Origin of the sequence: Bhargavaea ullalensis (genome assembly GCF_042432615.1) — a bacterium.
Taxonomy (GTDB): domain Bacteria; phylum Bacillota; class Bacilli; order Bacillales_A; family Planococcaceae; genus Bhargavaea; species Bhargavaea ullalensis.
In genome coordinates this window covers 70,696-86,925 of record NZ_JBHLWY010000022.1, presented here as the reverse complement: position 1 = coordinate 86,925, position 16,230 = coordinate 70,696, and the positions used below count along the sequence as shown (strand labels likewise).

The 16,230-nt window shown below is 58.5% G+C and carries 15 protein-coding genes; 6 read left to right on the top strand and 9 right to left on the bottom strand.

The window, feature by feature from the left end; all coding sequences use genetic code 11:
• Positions 1-109 precede the first annotated feature (109 nt).
• A complete protein-coding gene (locus ACFFIY_RS06230; RefSeq protein ID WP_354196945.1) occupies positions 110-958 on the bottom strand; it encodes an STAS domain-containing protein in 849 nt (282 codons plus the stop codon).
• A 168-nt stretch (positions 959-1,126) separates the two neighbouring features.
• Between ACFFIY_RS06230 and ACFFIY_RS06225 the strand changes: the two genes are divergently transcribed.
• Complete coding sequence (locus tag ACFFIY_RS06225) at positions 1,127-1,621, top strand: TspO/MBR family protein (protein WP_354196943.1); 495 nt, start codon at positions 1,127-1,129, stop codon at positions 1,619-1,621.
• Positions 1,622-1,661: 40 nt separating this feature from the next.
• Here ACFFIY_RS06225 and ACFFIY_RS06220 read toward each other — a convergent pair whose 3' ends face one another.
• The 4 genes from ACFFIY_RS06220 to ACFFIY_RS06205 all read right to left on the bottom strand — a co-directional run bounded on the left by ACFFIY_RS06220 (position 1,662) and on the right by ACFFIY_RS06205 (position 4,948).
• Positions 1,662-2,702 (bottom strand): tellurite resistance/C4-dicarboxylate transporter family protein, encoded by a 1,041-nt coding sequence (locus ACFFIY_RS06220; RefSeq protein ID WP_354196941.1) that lies wholly within the window; start codon positions 2,700-2,702, stop codon positions 1,662-1,664.
• 107 nt (positions 2,703-2,809) lie between these two features.
• Positions 2,810-3,433 (bottom strand): hypothetical protein, encoded by a 624-nt coding sequence (locus ACFFIY_RS06215; RefSeq protein ID WP_354196939.1) that lies wholly within the window; start codon positions 3,431-3,433, stop codon positions 2,810-2,812.
• 105 nt (positions 3,434-3,538) lie between these two features.
• Positions 3,539-4,429, bottom strand: a complete 891-nt coding sequence (locus tag ACFFIY_RS06210) for a prenyltransferase (protein WP_354196937.1) — start codon at positions 4,427-4,429, stop codon at positions 3,539-3,541.
• A 21-nt stretch (positions 4,430-4,450) separates the two neighbouring features.
• Positions 4,451-4,948 carry a hypothetical protein gene (locus tag ACFFIY_RS06205; protein WP_354196935.1) on the bottom strand — a complete coding sequence of 166 codons (498 nt, stop codon included), beginning with the start codon at positions 4,946-4,948 and terminating at the stop codon, positions 4,451-4,453.
• 571 nt (positions 4,949-5,519) lie between these two features.
• Here ACFFIY_RS06205 and ACFFIY_RS06200 point away from each other — a divergent pair.
• Together ACFFIY_RS06200 and serA are read left to right on the top strand one after the other, a co-directional pair.
• Positions 5,520-6,680, top strand: a complete 1,161-nt coding sequence (locus ACFFIY_RS06200) for a pyridoxal-phosphate-dependent aminotransferase family protein (protein ID WP_354196933.1) — start codon at positions 5,520-5,522, stop codon at positions 6,678-6,680.
• A complete protein-coding gene (gene serA / locus ACFFIY_RS06195) occupies positions 6,677-8,296 on the top strand; it encodes a phosphoglycerate dehydrogenase (protein ID WP_354196931.1) in 1,620 nt (539 codons plus the stop codon). Before ACFFIY_RS06200 ends, serA begins: the two co-directional genes overlap by 4 nt.
• Positions 8,297-8,341: 45 nt before the next feature.
• Here serA and ACFFIY_RS06190 read toward each other — a convergent pair whose 3' ends face one another.
• Positions 8,342-9,145, bottom strand: coding sequence for an HAD family hydrolase (locus ACFFIY_RS06190; protein ID WP_354196929.1), 804 nt, complete (start codon positions 9,143-9,145; stop codon positions 8,342-8,344).
• Between the two features lie 101 nt (positions 9,146-9,246).
• Here ACFFIY_RS06190 and ytvA point away from each other — a divergent pair, with 101 nt between their 5' ends.
• A complete protein-coding gene (ytvA, locus tag ACFFIY_RS06185; RefSeq protein ID WP_354196927.1) occupies positions 9,247-10,026 on the top strand; it encodes a YtvA family blue-light photoreceptor in 780 nt (259 codons plus the stop codon).
• 44 nt (positions 10,027-10,070) lie between these two features.
• Here ytvA and ACFFIY_RS06180 read toward each other — a convergent pair whose 3' ends face one another.
• The 3 genes from ACFFIY_RS06180 to ACFFIY_RS06170 form a co-directional block, all read right to left on the bottom strand.
• The gene (locus ACFFIY_RS06180) at positions 10,071-10,637 is read right to left on the bottom strand and encodes an NADPH-dependent FMN reductase (RefSeq protein WP_354196925.1); all 567 of its coding nucleotides are present in this window, start codon (positions 10,635-10,637) and stop codon (positions 10,071-10,073) included.
• Positions 10,638-10,807: 170 nt separating this feature from the next.
• Positions 10,808-12,856, bottom strand: a complete 2,049-nt coding sequence (locus tag ACFFIY_RS06175; RefSeq protein WP_354196923.1) for a CocE/NonD family hydrolase — start codon at positions 12,854-12,856, stop codon at positions 10,808-10,810.
• Complete coding sequence (locus tag ACFFIY_RS06170; protein ID WP_354196921.1) at positions 12,846-14,390, bottom strand: BCCT family transporter; 1,545 nt, start codon at positions 14,388-14,390, stop codon at positions 12,846-12,848. The genes ACFFIY_RS06175 and ACFFIY_RS06170 overlap by 11 nt, the downstream gene beginning before the upstream one ends.
• A 299-nt stretch (positions 14,391-14,689) precedes the next feature.
• Between ACFFIY_RS06170 and ACFFIY_RS06165 the strand changes: the two genes are divergently transcribed.
• Positions 14,690-15,316, top strand: coding sequence for a TetR family transcriptional regulator (locus tag ACFFIY_RS06165; RefSeq protein WP_354196919.1), 627 nt, complete (start codon positions 14,690-14,692; stop codon positions 15,314-15,316).
• Between the two features lie 320 nt (positions 15,317-15,636).
• Positions 15,637-16,206, top strand: a complete 570-nt coding sequence (locus ACFFIY_RS06160) for a manganese efflux pump (protein WP_354196917.1) — start codon at positions 15,637-15,639, stop codon at positions 16,204-16,206.
• The last annotated feature ends 24 nt before the right edge of the window (positions 16,207-16,230 follow it).

Here is a 16,230-nt window from a genome sequence, read left to right as displayed (position 1 = left end):
AAGGATGTTCAGGAAAAAGAAAAACTGTAGCCAAAGGAGCATTAGGCTCACTTTGTCTACAGTCTGAACAAAAAAGCCGCACTTGGCGGCTTTTTTGTTGATTGCATCGTCAGGCCCAGGGCACCGGGCTGCTTTGGAGGGCTTGCTGGAGAGAGCTGAATGTGGCAAGACCGGAGAAATTGAGGCCCAGGTGGACTGAGGTTTGTGCAATTTCCGGGCGGATGCCGGTGATTGTGGCTTTGACTCCCAGCAGTTCGAGGATTTGAGTGAGTTCATAAAGCTGATGGGCGACCATCGTGTCAATGATCGTCACGCCGGACAGGTCGATGAACAACTGGACAATCCCTTCATCCGAACATCTTTGAGGCACCTGGATTTTGATGATCTGTGCGCGGTTTGTATCAATGTCGCCGACAAGCGGAAGGATGCCCCGCTCGCAGTCGATCTGGATCACCGGGCTGCCGAGTTCATCGATCAGGCTTTGCTGGGCCCGCAGCCGTTCTTCCATCAAAGCATGATACTCCCTGCAAAACGAGAGCACCAGTTCATCAAATGAGCTGTTCAGTTCCTCGCTCCATCGCAGCAAGTCTTCCCGGGCCACTTCGGCGTTATTTTCCTGGATGAAGCGCTCAACGAATGTCCAGAAGACAAAACGGGCCGACCCGAGTGCACGCAATACTTCGTGGATCGGCGTCCCGGTCCGGACACGGCTGGCGGCCACGAGTTCCGCCCATTCGTTTTTCCGCTTTTCAAATTCGTCGGTGTCCCCGACCAGGCACGTGGCGAGCGCCAGGTTCGTCAGCCGGTTTTGCTCGCGGAGCGCCTGCTTCATAAAGCCGTCCGCACCAGGCGCATAGATTGAGCCCTGCTGTTCGTCACGGCGATTCATCCACTCATCCGTGATTTTCTCCGCGTGTTCCTCCAAAAAATCAAACAACGCCCGATTGATCTCTGTCATTGGCCAACCGCATCCTTTCACGCCGGCGTGCGTTGTAGCACCGGCCCCATTAAAAGTGTTCTCATTCCTCTAAGTCTACCACCGCAAAAGCCGATTAGAAAGATTCTCACCGTTTATTCCCATCTAAGAAGGGAAGATGCACAGAAAAGAATGGAATGAGGAGATAAGATGGAGATCTTGAAAGTGGACGGAAAGCTGGACATGAAAAAGCTCGCGCTGTCGGTGGCCGTCCCGGTCATCGGCGGATCGATCGTCGGGATGCTGACGAGCAAAAGTTCCAAGGAGCAGTTCAAAAAACTGAAGAAGCCAGGCTTTGCTCCTCCGCAGGCAACCTTCCCGATTGCCTGGACTTCTTTGTACGCCGTGATGGGCGTCGCAAGATACCGGGCAGGCCAGGCGCGGACAAATGAAGGCCGCTCGGGCTCGTTCGCCTCTTATGACGTCCAGCTCGGGCTGAACTTCCTCTGGTCGTTCCTGTTCTTCAAATGGGGACTGCGCGGGACTGCGCTTGCAGAAATGACGGCACTGCTCGGCGCCATCATTCTGTCAATGGCAGAATTCAGGAGGGAAGACCGGACAGCCGGCGCCCTCATGATTCCGTATGTTGCCTGGGTGATCTATGCATTGGCCCTCAACGCTTCGATCTGGGAGAAAAACAAATGACAATCTTGCCAAGTCCCGTCCGGATCATCCGGCCGGGATTTTACTTTGCCCTTCCTTTGATCAGCATGCGGAACAGCTGGCGGTTCATCCAGAGAAAGAACAACACCCAGACGGCGAGGCTGATCGGGAAGAACAGGGCCGGTATCATGCGCAGCTCCGGCATGCCCATCGCGCCGGCGAGCTGATGGGTCGCCGCCGTGTACATCGCAAGCGGAAACGCCATGCCCCAAAATTGCGGGTCGTACGTCAGGGGATCCCGGCGAACGCCGTATCTCCAGATCGCCAGCAGCAAAAGCAGCGGAATCCACCAAGTCGCAGTGGCCCATGCGAGCAGGGTAAGCCCCTTCAAAAATGGGAGCATGCCGGTGACGAGATCATCGTGTTCGGTGTCCGTGATGAGCAGCGAGCCGGCCAGTGTCGTGATGGCGGCGGCACCCATGCTGATCCAGTAGGTCGGCGAGAATTTCTTCGGCTCCAGTTTCACGAACACGAGCCGGTGGAAAATCGGAATGATGATCAGCAAATAAAGCATGAAGCCGAGGAAGAACAGGCAGATTGACGAGAAGACCCACAGCCGCGGCGATTCACTGCCGCGCCCAAGCAGGACGGCGAGGATCGCCAGCGACTGGGTGGCCACCGCAGCGATGAGCCAGGCCCCGCCGATTCCGGACGACAGATCCGGCTTTTCTTTGCGCACAATGGCCGCGGTGAAAAAGCCGTACATGATGAGGATCCACAAAGCGAGCGCCAGCCAGAACAGGAAGGTGGCGGCGCCCGTCCTGCCCGTGATGACGACGAGCTCACTTCCGAAAACGCCCGTCCCGGCAACCCATGTAAAGAAGCCCGGGCCGGCCGCGTGGTCCCCAAGGTCCGCGGCGACCCGTCGCGGATGGAACGCGATCCGTACGCCGGTCAGCAGCCAGAGCAGCAGGAACGTGATGACATTGACGCCGAGCAGGAACAGAGCAAGTCTCGAGAAACCGAGCAGATGCGCTGAAATCGACAGTGCCCCTGTTGCCATGACAACCGCAAAGTAGCCGGAATACAAGTACTCGGTCTGTTTTTTGATAAAGTCCAGCATGATGCAACTCCCAACCAATTCGTGATGACCCCATTGAGGGACCCACCCTATTGTACACCTCCGCAAGGCCAAAAAAGGTTCCGGGCCGCCGCCCGGAACCTCTTTTATCAGCTGCCGAACCGTTCTTTCAGCTTGTTGAAGTCCGCCTGCATCTTCTCTTTGTATTCCGCCACTTTCTTCTCGCGCGTGGCAGACCGCTCCTCGGCCATCTTATCGCGGGCCTGTTTCTCAAGGTCGTCCTGCAATTCGCGCGCATGTTCGATCTCTTCTTGAATTTCTGCGGCCGGATAGCGTTCCACGACCGTTTCGAATTTGCCGAACACCCGGTCAAGCGGCGCTTCCGACTGTTCCTGGACAACCGAGACGATCGCCACGTCCCCGTCTTTCATCCGGAGAGTCATCGACCAGAACAGCCCGGTCTCCCGCTTCATGTCGTTTGCATCCGCAAGAAGTCCGACCGACCCGCCGATGCCGACGCCGAGCAGGACGCCGAGCGGACCTGCGATGATGCCGGCCAGCCCCCCGACGATGCTCCCGATCAGCGTGTCATCCGCCGAAACCTTGCCGGTGTCAAAAGAATCCTTCAGCAAAATATTGCCGTGTTCCTTTTTCAGGATGCCGACCTGGGAGAGAACCGCCTCATCCTCGAATGTCGATAGTTTTTTCAGTTCGGACAGCGCCTGGAATGCCTCACTTTCCACACGGAAATAACTGATGACTACGTTTTCCACAATACCTTCCCCTTTCCCGATTGGACGTGATCGGTTTAGGTATTCCCCTTTTCCGGTGTACTCAAGCAAAAAACACCAGCCGGCAACCGGCGCACCGCCGTTAGTTCAGCCGAGCAGGAGGCCGGCGGCGAACAGCAGCCCGAACACCCAGTGCTGGCGGGCGGACGCAGGCATCGCTGCCAGTTCATCTTCCCTTGGCGCGTTTCTCCGGAGCAGCCGGATGAGCCTTGCCGAGAAAGGAAGCGCAAGCAGGGAGATCAGCGCGGATACCGGAAACAGTCCTCCCCCCACGAACGCCGCGACGGACGCATAGGCACCCGCTATGAGACCGATCAGCAAAATACGTGCGCGCCCCCTGCCGATGCGAATCGGTACGGTGCAGCGGAACGGCCGGTCTTTTTCCATGTCCCTGATATTGTTCGTCAAGATCATCGAGGAAATGAGAAACGCGAACGGCAATGCAACGGCAAAGATGCCCGGGCCAAACGGAACTTCTTGAATGCCGTAGGCGAGCAGTGCCACGGTGAAGCCGAGGAAAACGGCGGCGACCGCCTCGCCGAGCCCGAGCGAAGAAAGCGGGCGACGGCCTGCAGAGTAAAACAGTGCTGCCAGGATGGAGACGGCCCCCGCCCAGAGCACCCAGCCGCCGGATTTGAGAGCAATCAGGATTCCGAGCAGCGCGGCTGACCCGAGCATCCCCTCCGCCAGATACGGCAGGTTGCTCAATGACGGGTGCCCGGGCACGGGATCTTTCGTCCACTTGTCCGTGTCCTGGCCCTTCTTGAAGTCGAAGTAGTCGTTCAGCACATTGGCCGACATCTGGACGAGGAGAGAAGCCATCAGGAACAGCAGGAACAGACCGGGCCGGACGGTTCCTTTTTGTGCCGCCCAGACCGTTCCGGCGACCGCCGGTGTGATCGTGCCGCTCAGTGTGGCCGGACGGACAAGACCGATCCATGTCCCTTTGTATGAATAGTGGTCTGCGTCCCGCTTCATGGCGATCCCCTCTTTCTCTTTTCAAAAAGTCAGCATGGCGACGAGCAGTGAAACGAATCCGAGCACTTCCACACCCGAGACGGCCGTCACCCGCCGCATGGCCCGGTTGAGGAGCATCGGATAGCCGCGGCCCGCCATGCTCCAAAGCGTCCGGTTGCGGATCACCCGCATGGAGTACCGGTAGCTGACGAATGCCCCCCAGCCGAGCGTGAGAATTCCGAGTCCGAAGGCGAGCATGAAATGGATCCCGTACGAGGTGGTCCAGAGCGTGCCCCATTCCCGGATCGGCCCGAATGCCGTCCCGAGCAGCACGCCGGTTGCAATGACGGCAGCCCCCGCCAGCGACAGCAGCCGGTGCGTCCAGCCCATGAGTGACTCGAGGAATTGCTGCTGATGGGAAAAATCCAGTTTTTTCACCGCCGGAAATACCCCCCAGCCGACAAACAGAATCCCGCCGACCCAAATGAGTCCGAACAGGATATGGACGCCGAGCAGCATCTGGTGGACTGTCAAACCCATGTCCGACACGACCTTTCCCTTTGTTTGACTCCAGTGTAAGACCAAAGGCAATAGACTGCCTTGACGCCGGTCAAGATGTATCGCCGCGAACACGGTTCTGCAGTAATCAGCCCTCAAAAACACGAACGTTAACGGAATATTAAAGCGTTTTCAATCGTTATCTGTTCGTTTTTTTGATGAATCTGTTGATTATACCGCTATAAAACTTTTAAAGACGAATGTATGAAAAGGGTTGACATCCGCCTTTAACGTGCTAAGATTATTCATAATTTCATAATTGACCGAACAATTGTGAGGGAGACATGCGGATGATCGGAGGACTTTCAGAGAGCCGGCGGCAGGTGCGAGCCGGCAGTCCCGTTCATCTGTTCCGCTCCGGAGAGATTGGCGGGCCGAACCATTTTCAGTAGGCCCGTCCGGCACATGCCCGTTACGCATGCGAACGAAGGCTGCCGCGAAGGCGCGCAGCAAATGAGGGTGGCACCGCGAGGCCAAGAGCCATTCGCCCCTTGCACAACTGATGCAGGGAGACGAGTGGCTTTTTTTCATTCACTGAAGGAGGAGATTCATGATGCTTCAAGACCAACAATATTTGCGGATTCCGGGACCGACACCGATCCCGCCGAGTGTGGAACGGGCAATGACCAAGCCGATGGTGGGCCACCGGGCTGCAGTGACCGATGACCTGCAGGCGAAGATCCGGCCCCGCCTCAGGAAAGTCTTCGGAACAGACCAGGATGTCCTGATCGTCGCCGGCAGCGGGACGTCCGGCCTCGAGGCGGCTGCGATCAACACCGTCCGCCGCGGCGAAGAAGCCATCGTGATCATCTCCGGCTCGTTCGGGGCCCGTTTCGAGAAGATCTGCCATGCACACGGCATCCTCGTCCACCGCTACGAAACCGTTTGGGGAGAAGCGTTTGACCCCGAACATGTGCGCGGGATGCTGAAGGAGCATCCGGATGTGAAAGCCGTCATCGCGACTTACTGCGAAACGTCGACCGGCGTCGTGAACCCGGTCGCGGAACTGGCCAAAGTCGTCCGGGAAGAATCGGACGCCCTCGTCATCGCGGACGGCGTCTCGATCATCGGCGGCGTTGAAGCCAAGATGGACGAATGGGGACTCGACGTCCTCGTCACCGGTTCGCAAAAAGCGATGATGCTTCCGCCGGGACTCATGTTCGCTGCCGTGAGCGAACGGGCCTGGAAGCAGATCGAGGCGAACCCGGAACGCGGGTTTTACCTTGACCTTGTCCAGTACCGGGACAGCATCCGGCACAACACGACCCCTTTCACGCCGGCCATCTCTCTCCTGTACGGTCTCGACCGGGCGCTGGAACTGATCGAAAAAGAAGGGATTGCCGAAGTCGCGGCGCGCCATGAACTGATGCGTGACATGGTGAGGGTGGCATTCAAGGCACACGGCGTCCCGCTCCTCACGACGGATAAAGCCGCTTCGCCGACCGTTACGGCCGTGAAACCCGATTTTGACGCGGAGCAGTTCCGCAGCCTCATCAGCAGCGAGTTCGGTCTTTCCGTCGCCAGCGGCCAGGGTGAACTGAAAGGGAAGATTTTCCGTGTGGGGCATATGGGCTACTGCTCCCCCGCAGATGTGCTCCAGATGATCGCCCTGTTCGAACTCGGCATGATCCGATCCGGCAAGCAGATCGAACCGGGCAAGGGCACCGCCGCCGCCCAGCAAGTTTACCTCCAGAAAGGGGATCAGCCGAAATGAGTGCCATCGCCGAAGCGAAACCCGAAACGAAAAACGCCGTCCTCCTCATCACCGATCCGCTCAGCGAAGACGGCCTTCAGCCGCTGCGTGCGGCCGAAGGTATCGAACTCGACATCTGCACCGGCCTCACCCGCGAAGAACTTCTCGGGGCCGTCAAAACCGCAGATGCGCTGATCGTCCGCAGCGGCACGCAGGTAACCCGCGAAGTGATCGAAGCGGCCGACAGCCTGAAGATCATCGGGCGTGCCGGCGTCGGCGTCGACAACATCGACCTGGAAGCGGCGACCGAGCGAGGCATCATCGTCGTGAATGCGCCCGACGGAAACACGAATTCCGCCGCGGAGCACACGATCGCCATGATGACGTCGCTCGCCCGCAACATTCCTCAGGCCCATCGCTCCCTGCTTGAAGGCAAGTGGGACCGAAAGGCGTTTGTCGGCGTCGAACTGAAAGACAAGACACTCGGCATCGTCGGCCTCGGCCGGATCGGCGCGGAGGTCGCCCGGCGCGCGAAGGGCCAGCGGATGAACGTCATCGCATTCGATCCTTTCCTCACTGAAGAACGGGCGAAAGAAATGGGCATCTCGGCCGGCACGTTCGAGGAAGTGATCCGGGCAGCGGATTTCATCACCGTCCACACGCCGCTCATGAAGGAAACCCGCCACCTGCTCAACGCCGGAGCTTTTGAGAAGATGAAAGACGGCGTCCGGATCGTCAACTGTGCCCGCGGCGGCATCATCGATGAAGGCGCGCTTTATGAAGCGGTGAAGGCGGGCAAAGTGGCAGGCGCTGCGCTCGACGTGATGGAAAGCGAGCCGTTCACCGGCCACCGCCTGCTCGAACTGCCGCAGGTGATCGCCACTCCGCACCTTGGCGCCAGCACGATCGAGGCGCAGGAAAGCGTCGCAATCGACGTCGGCCGGGATGTTATCCGATTCCTGTCGGGAGAGCCGGTCAAAAATCCCGTGAACCTGCCGTCCCTTTCGAAAGAAGCACTCGCAAAAATCGAACCCTTCTTCAACCTGGCAGAAAGCCTCGGCACGTTCCTGTCACGGCTTTCCGACCAGCCGGTCACCGAAGTGAGCGTCAAGTATGCGGGTGAACTGGCCGATTACGACGTCCGCCCGCTCACCCGGAATGCCCTGAAAGGCCTGCTCAAGCGGAATCTCGGCTCTCATGTGAATGACGTCAATGCAAAATTCCTCGCCGACTCGTTCCAGATCAATGTGAGCGAGCACAAAACCGCCAACAGCAAAGGGTTCCAGCAGCTCATCACAGTGGAAGCAAAAACCGGCGAGGTCTTCCACCGTGTCTCCGGCACCCTGCTGAACGGATTCGGCGCCCGAATCGTGAAAGTCGATGACTACGCAGTCGATGTCTCTCCGGAGGGGCATCTGCTCCTCATCCGCCACAAAGACCAGCCGGGCGCAATCGGACGGGTCGGCATGCTGCTTGCCGAGGAAAACATCAACATCGCGACGATGCAGGTCGGCCGCTCCGAAGCCGGCGGCGATGCGATTATGATGCTCACCGTCGACAACGAAGTGCAGCCGGAAGAAGTCGGGCGGCTTCTTGAGATCGATGACATCTATGCCGTCCGCACGGTCGATCTTTAACTGAACGATCGAGAACCCCCGGGCATTCGATTGCCCGGGGGTTTCTTATCGGCCGGAATCCGCGGACAGGGTGTCCAAAATTCCATGAAGTTCGCCGAGATGGCCGATTTCAAACGTCGGATCGGCGTCCGGCAGCTTTTCTTTTCCTTCCCGGTTGATCCAGACCGAGCGGATGCCCGCCCTTCCCGCACCAAGTATGTCCGTGAGCAGATTGTCGCCCACCATGATCGCTTCCCCTGCGTCTGTTCCCGTCTCTTCCAGGACATGCCGGAAAATGGAGGTGTCCGGCTTGCCCCTTCCGAACGCGCCCGATATGACGATCAAGTCAAAATACGGCTCCAGCTCCGGCGTGATGGCCAGCTTTTCCCGCTGAAGCGACGGCGCGCCGTTCGTGAGCAGAACGAGCCGGCAGGTTTCCCTGAGACGGTCCAGGACATCGAATGTTTCTTCATAGATGAACGGCGCTTTCCGGCGCTCTTCGACAAAGCGTTCCGCCAGTTCCGCGCCGAGCGCCGGGTCATCGATGCCGAGCGCTTTCAGCCCGCCCGTCCAAGATTCCTGCCGGTATTCCGGGCTCCGCGCCTTCATCCGGCCGAAATCCTCGCCGGGATCGTCAAACGTCCCCCAAAGCCCCTCAAACGGGTTGATGCCGATCCTCTGTGTGAATTCATATGTATCATATGAAGCATAAAGGCCGCGTGCCGCTTCCCGGACAGCCAGTTCCAGTGCCGACGCATCCGTGCCGACTGTGTCGGCGGCGTACCGGCACGTCCGGTCAAAGGCCGTCCCGATGCTTTTCTTGTCCCACAGCAGTGTATCGTCCAAGTCAAAGATGATGGTCCGGATCATGCAGGATTCCCCCTTTTGTCTGATTGTACCCGAAAAGATGCAGTTTCGGGCGTTCATGTTTGGAATATATGATACGATATAGAAAAATCAGTCGAAAAGGGGTGGGACCGATCATCAAGATGGAAGACGAAATTCAAATCCGGCTGCTGAAGGCGATGCTCGACGGCAGCAAGACGGCGGCAATCGTCACCGATCCGGCCCAGGAGGACAATCCGGTCATTTTCGCCAATCGCACGTTCGAGACGCTCACCGGCTATTCTCCGGAAGAAACGATCGGCCGGAACTGCCGTTTTCTGCAGGGGGAGAAGACGAACAGGGAGGATCTCCGTAAAATCAGGGAGGCCGTCCGCAATGAACAGTCCATCACCGTAACGCTTAAAAACTATCGCAAAGACGGCAGACCGTTCTGGAACCGTCTGCAGATTGAGCCGATCCGGGTGGACGGGAAGCTGTACTTCACAGGCACCCAGACCGATGTGACAGTAGAGCGGAGGCAGATGCGGGAAATTTCCGAGAAAGAGGCGCTCATCGATCAGCTGGCCCTTCCGATCCTGTCTGTCGAGGAAGAGACGGCCGCCGTCGCCATCACGGGCGTCATGACTGAGGAGCGGTTCAGTTTGCTGAGCATGAAGCTGAGCGATTACGTGCAGGAGCACCACACTCTCCATGTTATCCTAGACGTCACCGGCCTCTACTGGGAAGACGATACGCCTGCGATCAACTTCCTGCATATCCAGAACGTGCTGAAGCTCATGGGTTGCCGGCTTTACATCACGGGCATTTCGCCGATCATCGCCCGAAAGCTCTCCGAAGCGCTCGGACCTGCCGATCAGCTGTACACATTCTCATCCATCCGCCAAGCGATGGCGGCGGTTAAATAAGAAAATCCCCGGTTTGCCTGAGTGGGCATGCCGGGGATTTTTGATCAGTTTTCGACGGGCTGTGCAACGCGGAGCGGTTTCAGCGCACCCGACCAGGCGTTCACTTCATCCAGCATCGCATGGACGTTGGCGAGGTGAAGTTCCTGTGGTTTGAACGAAGTGAAGTTGTCGAAGTCCGTGAACAGCGAAAGCGTCGGATGAGTACGGACATCTGCAATCTTCAGCTCGCCCATGATGCCGCGAAGGTGTTCCGCAGCACGCGCGCCGCCCGTCGAGCCGTAGCTCACGATGCCGGCCGCTTTGTCGTTCCATGCTTCGCGCGCGAAGTCGATCGCATTTTTCAGTGCGCCCGTGATGCTGTGGTTGTATTCCTGGACGATGAAGACAAATCCGTCGAGGCCCGCGAGTTTTTCATTCCATGCCGCAATGCCCGGCTCCGTTCCGTCTGTCGTCCCGAGCAACGGCAGCTTGAAGTCCGCAATATCGATGATTTCATAATTCGCATCGCCGCGTGCATCTGCAATTTCCTTGACCCAGCTGCCGACCTGCGGGCTCACCCGTCCTTCGCGCGTGCTGCCGAGAATGATGCCGATGTTCAATTGTTCCGTCATGTTGTTTTCCTCCCTGTGGGTATGTTGTTGGTTACTTTCTGTTACTACTATAAGTGATTATTGTCTTGAAATCAAGATATTTATTTTGATTTCGGATGCAACGTGGCCAATCCAGCAATAACCCCCCGGCGGGCCTGTTCGGCCTGCCGGGGGGGGTTGAAATTCTTGCATCAGGTGAAGTCGCGCGGGACTGTTTTATTCCATTCCTTATCAAAGACTTGCTCATCGCCTTCGAAGGCCGTGACGCGGTTGTAGAGATGGAAATTGTCTTTGTCCGCTGTCATGGAGCTCTTCGTGGCGACATGTGTCTGCCACTCGCCGCGGCCGACGTCGACGGTCCAGTCGCAATCACAACGCGCGCTCAGCGGATCGTCTTCGAGGATGGTCCAGACGTTGCGGTTGGTGCTGCCATACTCAAGGCCGTTGGACGGCAGGCGGCGCTTGCCTTCGTCGGAGTAGTCGTCGAGCACCCAGGCGCCGGAGACGACATCTTTTGAGATGGTGCGGGTGCGGTTCGCTTCGCGCATGATTTCCCGCTCGAGGACCGGTGCGGTTTCGGCCGGCTTGAACGGCTTCAGTTCGCCGTCGATGTCTTTCGGCTCGCGCACCGGGATGGCGAGATGCGTGTCTTCGCCCGGATAGATCGTAAGCACCGCTTCTTCAGGCGACGGCCATGCGTGCGGCCAGTAGTTCGGGGACAGGGCGATTTCCAGCCGGTGTCCCGCCGGGAGTTCGTAGCCGACGACGTCGAGTTCGACCGTCACCCCGACTTTCTCATCCGGCGTGAGGGCTTCCGGGAATTCGTCGCTGTTCCGGTGGGTCAAGTTCAGCATGCCCCATGTCACGCGCGTCGACGAACCGTCGGGGGCCACGTCATCCAAGCGGACGGCGAGCAGTGCCTGCGGCTTGTCCGAAGAAAGGACCGCATGGAACTTCGGACGGCCGAATATGGCGACCGGTTCGGCGAGCGGCTCGGTCCGCAGCACTGTGGCGAACCCGTTTTCATTGCGCTGGTCGCCCGCCAGATCACCGGGCTGTCCGAACGGGCAATACACGCCGGCATGCAGGCCGTGCTGCTGCGCATTCTCCAACCGGACCGGTTCCGCTTCCGCAGGCTCACCTGAAAGGCGGGTGCCGTCCAGATACAGTTTTTTCACCGGCTGTCCGGCAGGCGGCCACTCATTTTCCGCGATCCAGCGGCCGGGACGGAAACTGTACTCGGTCTGCGGCGGCACGCTGTCCTGCATGTAGGCACGGAGCATCGGCTCTTCCATGATGCCGGTCTCTTCTTCCTTCAGCCACTGGTCCCACCAGCGGAGGCATTCCTGCAGGAACCCGATCTGCGGGCCCGGGACCGCCATTTCCGGATATTCGTGCGCCCAGGGCCCGATGATGCCTTTTTTCGGAACCTTGAGGTGTTCGAGCATGCGCGGAATCGCGTTTGGGTAGCCGTCCGCCCATCCGCCGACCGCCATGACCGGCACCCGGATGTCGCTGTAGTCTTCGCAGACGGATCCGTGTTTCCAAAATTCGTCGCGCCGCTGGTGCGTCACCCATTCTTCGACGAACGGCGGCGTGTTTTCAAGCCGGTCCATCCACATATCCCGCCATCTGTCGCCGACGACTTCCGGGTCTGCCGGCCGTGCGTTGTAGGCAAGCATCGTGGACGCCCACCAAAGCATGTCCGAAGCAAGCATCACGCCGCCCTTGTAGTGGACATCATCCGCATAGCGGTCATCCGTTGAACAGATCGTGATGACGGCGCCGAGCTGTTCCGGTTGCCGGGCCGCCACCTGAAGGCCGTTGAAGCCGCCCCACGACTTGCCGATCATTCCGATTTTGCCGGTGAACCATGGTTGTTTGGAGATCCACTCAAGGATTTCAAGTGCGTCATCCTGTTCCTGCTTCAGGTATTCGTCATACAAAATCCCGTCGGAGTCGCCGGTACCCCGGATATCGACCCGGATGCTCGCGTAGCCATGCCCCGCAAAGTACGGGTGGCGAAGCGAGTCACGGAGCGCGGTGAATTCGTTTTTCCGGTATGGAAGATATTCCAGGATAGCCGGCACCGGATCGGTTTCCGCGTCTTCCGGCAGCCAGATTTTCGCAGACAGCCGCGTTCCGTCCGACAGGGGGATCCAGATATTGTTGATCTCCCTGACCTTCCTCGGAAAATCGGTCCGGATCGAGCGGTTTGTTTCTCTTACGTTAAATACCATCTTTTCGCGCCTCCTTGATTTTTATCTTTTTCGCTCCCGGGCCGTAGTCTTGCTTGAGCCAGCGCAGAAGCGAGACGATCATGAGCAGATAGAATAAATAAATCGGGATGGATACAATGACGGCAGACGTCTGGACGACCCGCAGGCCGCCGACGAACAGCAGTCCGAGCGTCAGCACCGCGAGCATCGTGCCCCAGACCATCCGGTGCCAGCGCGCAGGATCCTGCCCGGCGCTCAGCTCTTTCGTGGCGATGGCGGCGAGCACATAAGTTGCCGAGTCCATCGAGGTCGACAGGAAGATCACTGCCAGGATGATAAAAAACGGCAAAACAATCGCCGAGAGCGGCAGCGAATCCAGGATGGCCACAACAGCTGCCGGCCCGCCCTGGTCGTTGAGGATATCCGTGAGCGGCAGGATGCCTTCCAGCTCGAGGTTCATCGAGTAGCCGCCGAACACCATAAAGTAGATCCAGCCCCCGATCGACCCCCAGAGCAGCATGTGCATGATGAGCTGACGGAGCGTCCGGCCCCTCGAAATACGGGCCACGAACAGACCCATGAACGGTGCGGTCGCGGCGAACCAGGCCCAGTAGAACACGGTCCAGTCCTGCGGGAATCCGCTTTTGCCGATCGGATCGGTGTAGAAACTCATCATGAGGAAGTTCTGCAGCATCATGCCGAAACTGTTCGAGAAATAAGTCAGGATGAACATCGTCGGACCGGCGATCAAGACGAAGATGGCCAGTGCAAGCGCAAGGTAGATATTCAGATCACTCAGCTTCCGGATCCCTTTATGAAGACCGAGATACGCGCTGGAGGAATAAATGACCGTGATCAGAATGACGATGATCGCATCCATCATGAGCGAAGGCGTGAAGCCGAACACTTTGGCGACGACCGCCGACACCATCGGCACTCCGAGCCCAAGGGACGTTCCGAGTCCCCCCACCAGGCTCCAGATGACGAGAATGTCGATCACTTTCCCGATCCAGCCCTCGGAATACTTGCCGAGCACGCCGCTCAGCGCCGCGCTCAGTTTCAGTGTCGGCCGCTTGCGGATAAAGTACATATAAGCGATGACGACCGTCGGGAACGCATACAGCGACCAGGCTGAAATCCCCCAGTGGAACAAACCGTATGTCACCGCCCATTCAGCAGCCGCCTGACTGCCCGGCTCCACGCCGAACGGCGGCCCGGTGAAGTAAAACAGCGGCTCGACCATCGACCAGTACATAATGCTCGTCCCCATGCCGGCGGTGAACAGCATCGTTCCCCAGCTGAACGTCGAGAATTCCGGCTTGCCTTCACCGAGCCTGATGTTGCCGTACCGGCTGAACGCCAGCCAGATGAGCAGGATGAACAAACCGATCGTCAGAAACTGGAATGCCCAGTCCATCCGGTGCGTGATCCCGGACATGATCTGGTCCAGGTAGGGCTCTGCCGTATCCCGGAATGCGACGAGCAGCACGGTCGCTGCCAGAATGACGGCGATCGCCGCCCAGAAGATGAATTGATCTACTTTTGCTTGTTTCATTTGACCCCTCCGTAGTATGGTATCTCGGCCCGGTCCCCGCCTGGAAGCGTTTGCAGTGCGTATTGCATGCCGATCCTTCCAAAGCAGGATGTGCATCTGCCCTCCTTTACTTGCGTTTAACCGATTTTTGCATCATGATTAGTTGGTAATCATGATTATTTTGTTGACCTTGGTTAGTCTAACATAGCCAGAGCTTTGTTTCAAAACGATTTGACGGATAATTTCGCGAAAAACCACAATGACAGAAGGATGGGATTGCGTTGCCGCAAATGAAAAACAAGCAATTGCAAATGAGGCGGATGTGGAAGTATTTTGTCGAAGCGACGGTGGAGATCATCGAAGAGGAAGGCATCGACAAAGTGACGATCCGCAAGGTGGCCGACCGTGCCGGATACAACAGCGCGACACTTTACAATTATTTTTCCGAGCTGTCGCATCTTAAGTTTTTTGCCGCCATGCGGTTGCTGCGAGGATACGTCGAGGACGTGTCTCTCTTCATCAATAAAGGCGAATCGCCGCTGGAGCAGTATATCCTCGCCTGGGAATGCTTCTGCCGGCACTCATTCAAGTCACCGGAACTTTTTTACGCGGTGTTCATGATGGACCTCGGCGACCAGCCGGAGCGGCTCATGCAACGCTATTACGAATCGTATCCGGCGGACTTGCTCGATGTTCCCGCCGAAATCCAGCCTTCCCTCTTTGAGCGGAACGTCATGAAGCGCGGAATCTCACTCCTGGACCGCGCCGTCGCCGCCGGCCAGGTGCCAAAAGCCAACCTGACCGCCATCAATGAAATGACCAACCTGGTCTGGCAGGGCATGATGGCCGCCGTACTCAACAACCGGCTTGAATACGACATTGCGACAGCGGAAAAGCGGACCATGGGCTACATCAGGGAGATCATCCGCGAGCGAGCGGCGGATTGAGGAGTGGAGAGGTTTCTGGGTGAGTGAGGGGAGTTTGGCCGCAAGTGACGCAAGTTGGACTGCGAGTGGCGCGAGTTTGGCCGCGAGTGGCGCGAGTTGGACCGCGAGTGACGCAAGTTGCCGCGAGTGGCGCAAGTTGGACCGCGAGTGGCGCGAGTTTGGCCGCGAGTGGCGCGAGTTTGGCCGCGAGTGGCGCGAGTTTGGCCGCGAGTGGCGCGAGTTTGGCCGCGAGTGGCGCGAGTTCATTGCAAGCAGCTAAAACTCGCCCGGCTCTCCTTCCCTGATCCTTCATAAACTGCAGGTAATCGGGGGGCGGTACTGTGCAGTGGTTGACGATCGTGTTTCTCGGAATTGCAGCGAACCTGGACAATCTCGGGGTGGGACTGGCGTTCGGGATCCGGAAGACAGCGATCCCGTTCCGGTCGAACTGTGCCATTGCCGTCGTGTCGATGGTGATGGCACTCGTGGCGATGCTGGCGGCGGAGTATGTAACCCAGTTCATGCCGGAAACCCTGGCGAACCGGCTCGGCGGCGGCATGCTGTGCGTGATCGGGGCGTGGATGCTGTTCCATCCTCAGTCGCCGCGCCCGAAGTTCATGGAAGATCCGGCGGCCTCGGACTTGGACGGTGACCGGGTGCTGTCCGTCCGGGAAGCCCTTCCGCTCGGGTTCCTGCTGGCGGCAAATTCACTCGCCGGCGGATTCGGCATGGGGGTGAGCGGCGGGCCGATGGCGGCGACGGTCCTGTCGATCGGCCTGTTCTCGCTGCTGACAATCGGCGGCGGGCACCGGTTCGGCGGCCTGCTCACCCGGACGTGGATCGGACGGTATCCGTCAGAAATTGCGGGCGGCCTGCTCGTTTTGATCGGCATCGCCGAAATGATCATCTGAGACACAAAAACGCCCGACCGGCAT

Bases quoted from the DNA above. Each gene is read 5' to 3' on its own strand.
- ACFFIY_RS06220 (WP_354196941.1), bottom strand. From the start codon at position 2,702: ATGCTGGACTTTATCAAAAAACAGACCGAGTACTTGTATTCCGGCTAC.
- ACFFIY_RS06180 (WP_354196925.1), bottom strand. From the start codon at position 10,637: ATGACGGAACAATTGAACATCGGCATCATTCTCGGCAGCACGCGCGAA.
- ACFFIY_RS06230 (WP_354196945.1), bottom strand. From the start codon at position 958: ATGACAGAGATCAATCGGGCGTTGTTTGATTTTTTGGAGGAACACGCG.
- ACFFIY_RS06205 (WP_354196935.1), bottom strand. From the start codon at position 4,948: ATGGGTTTGACAGTCCACCAGATGCTGCTCGGCGTCCATATCCTGTTC.
- serA (WP_354196931.1), top strand. From the start codon at position 6,677: ATGAGTGCCATCGCCGAAGCGAAACCCGAAACGAAAAACGCCGTCCTC.
- ACFFIY_RS06170 (WP_354196921.1), bottom strand. From the start codon at position 14,390: ATGAAACAAGCAAAAGTAGATCAATTCATCTTCTGGGCGGCGATCGCC.
- ACFFIY_RS06210 (WP_354196937.1), bottom strand. From the start codon at position 4,429: ATGAAGCGGGACGCAGACCACTATTCATACAAAGGGACATGGATCGGT.
- ACFFIY_RS06200 (WP_354196933.1), top strand. From the start codon at position 5,520: ATGCTTCAAGACCAACAATATTTGCGGATTCCGGGACCGACACCGATC.
- ACFFIY_RS06190 (WP_354196929.1), bottom strand. From the start codon at position 9,145: ATGATCCGGACCATCATCTTTGACTTGGACGATACACTGCTGTGGGAC.
- ACFFIY_RS06175 (WP_354196923.1), bottom strand. From the start codon at position 12,856: ATGGTATTTAACGTAAGAGAAACAAACCGCTCGATCCGGACCGATTTT.
- ACFFIY_RS06165 (WP_354196919.1), top strand. From the start codon at position 14,690: ATGTGGAAGTATTTTGTCGAAGCGACGGTGGAGATCATCGAAGAGGAA.
- ACFFIY_RS06225 (WP_354196943.1), top strand. From the start codon at position 1,127: ATGGAGATCTTGAAAGTGGACGGAAAGCTGGACATGAAAAAGCTCGCG.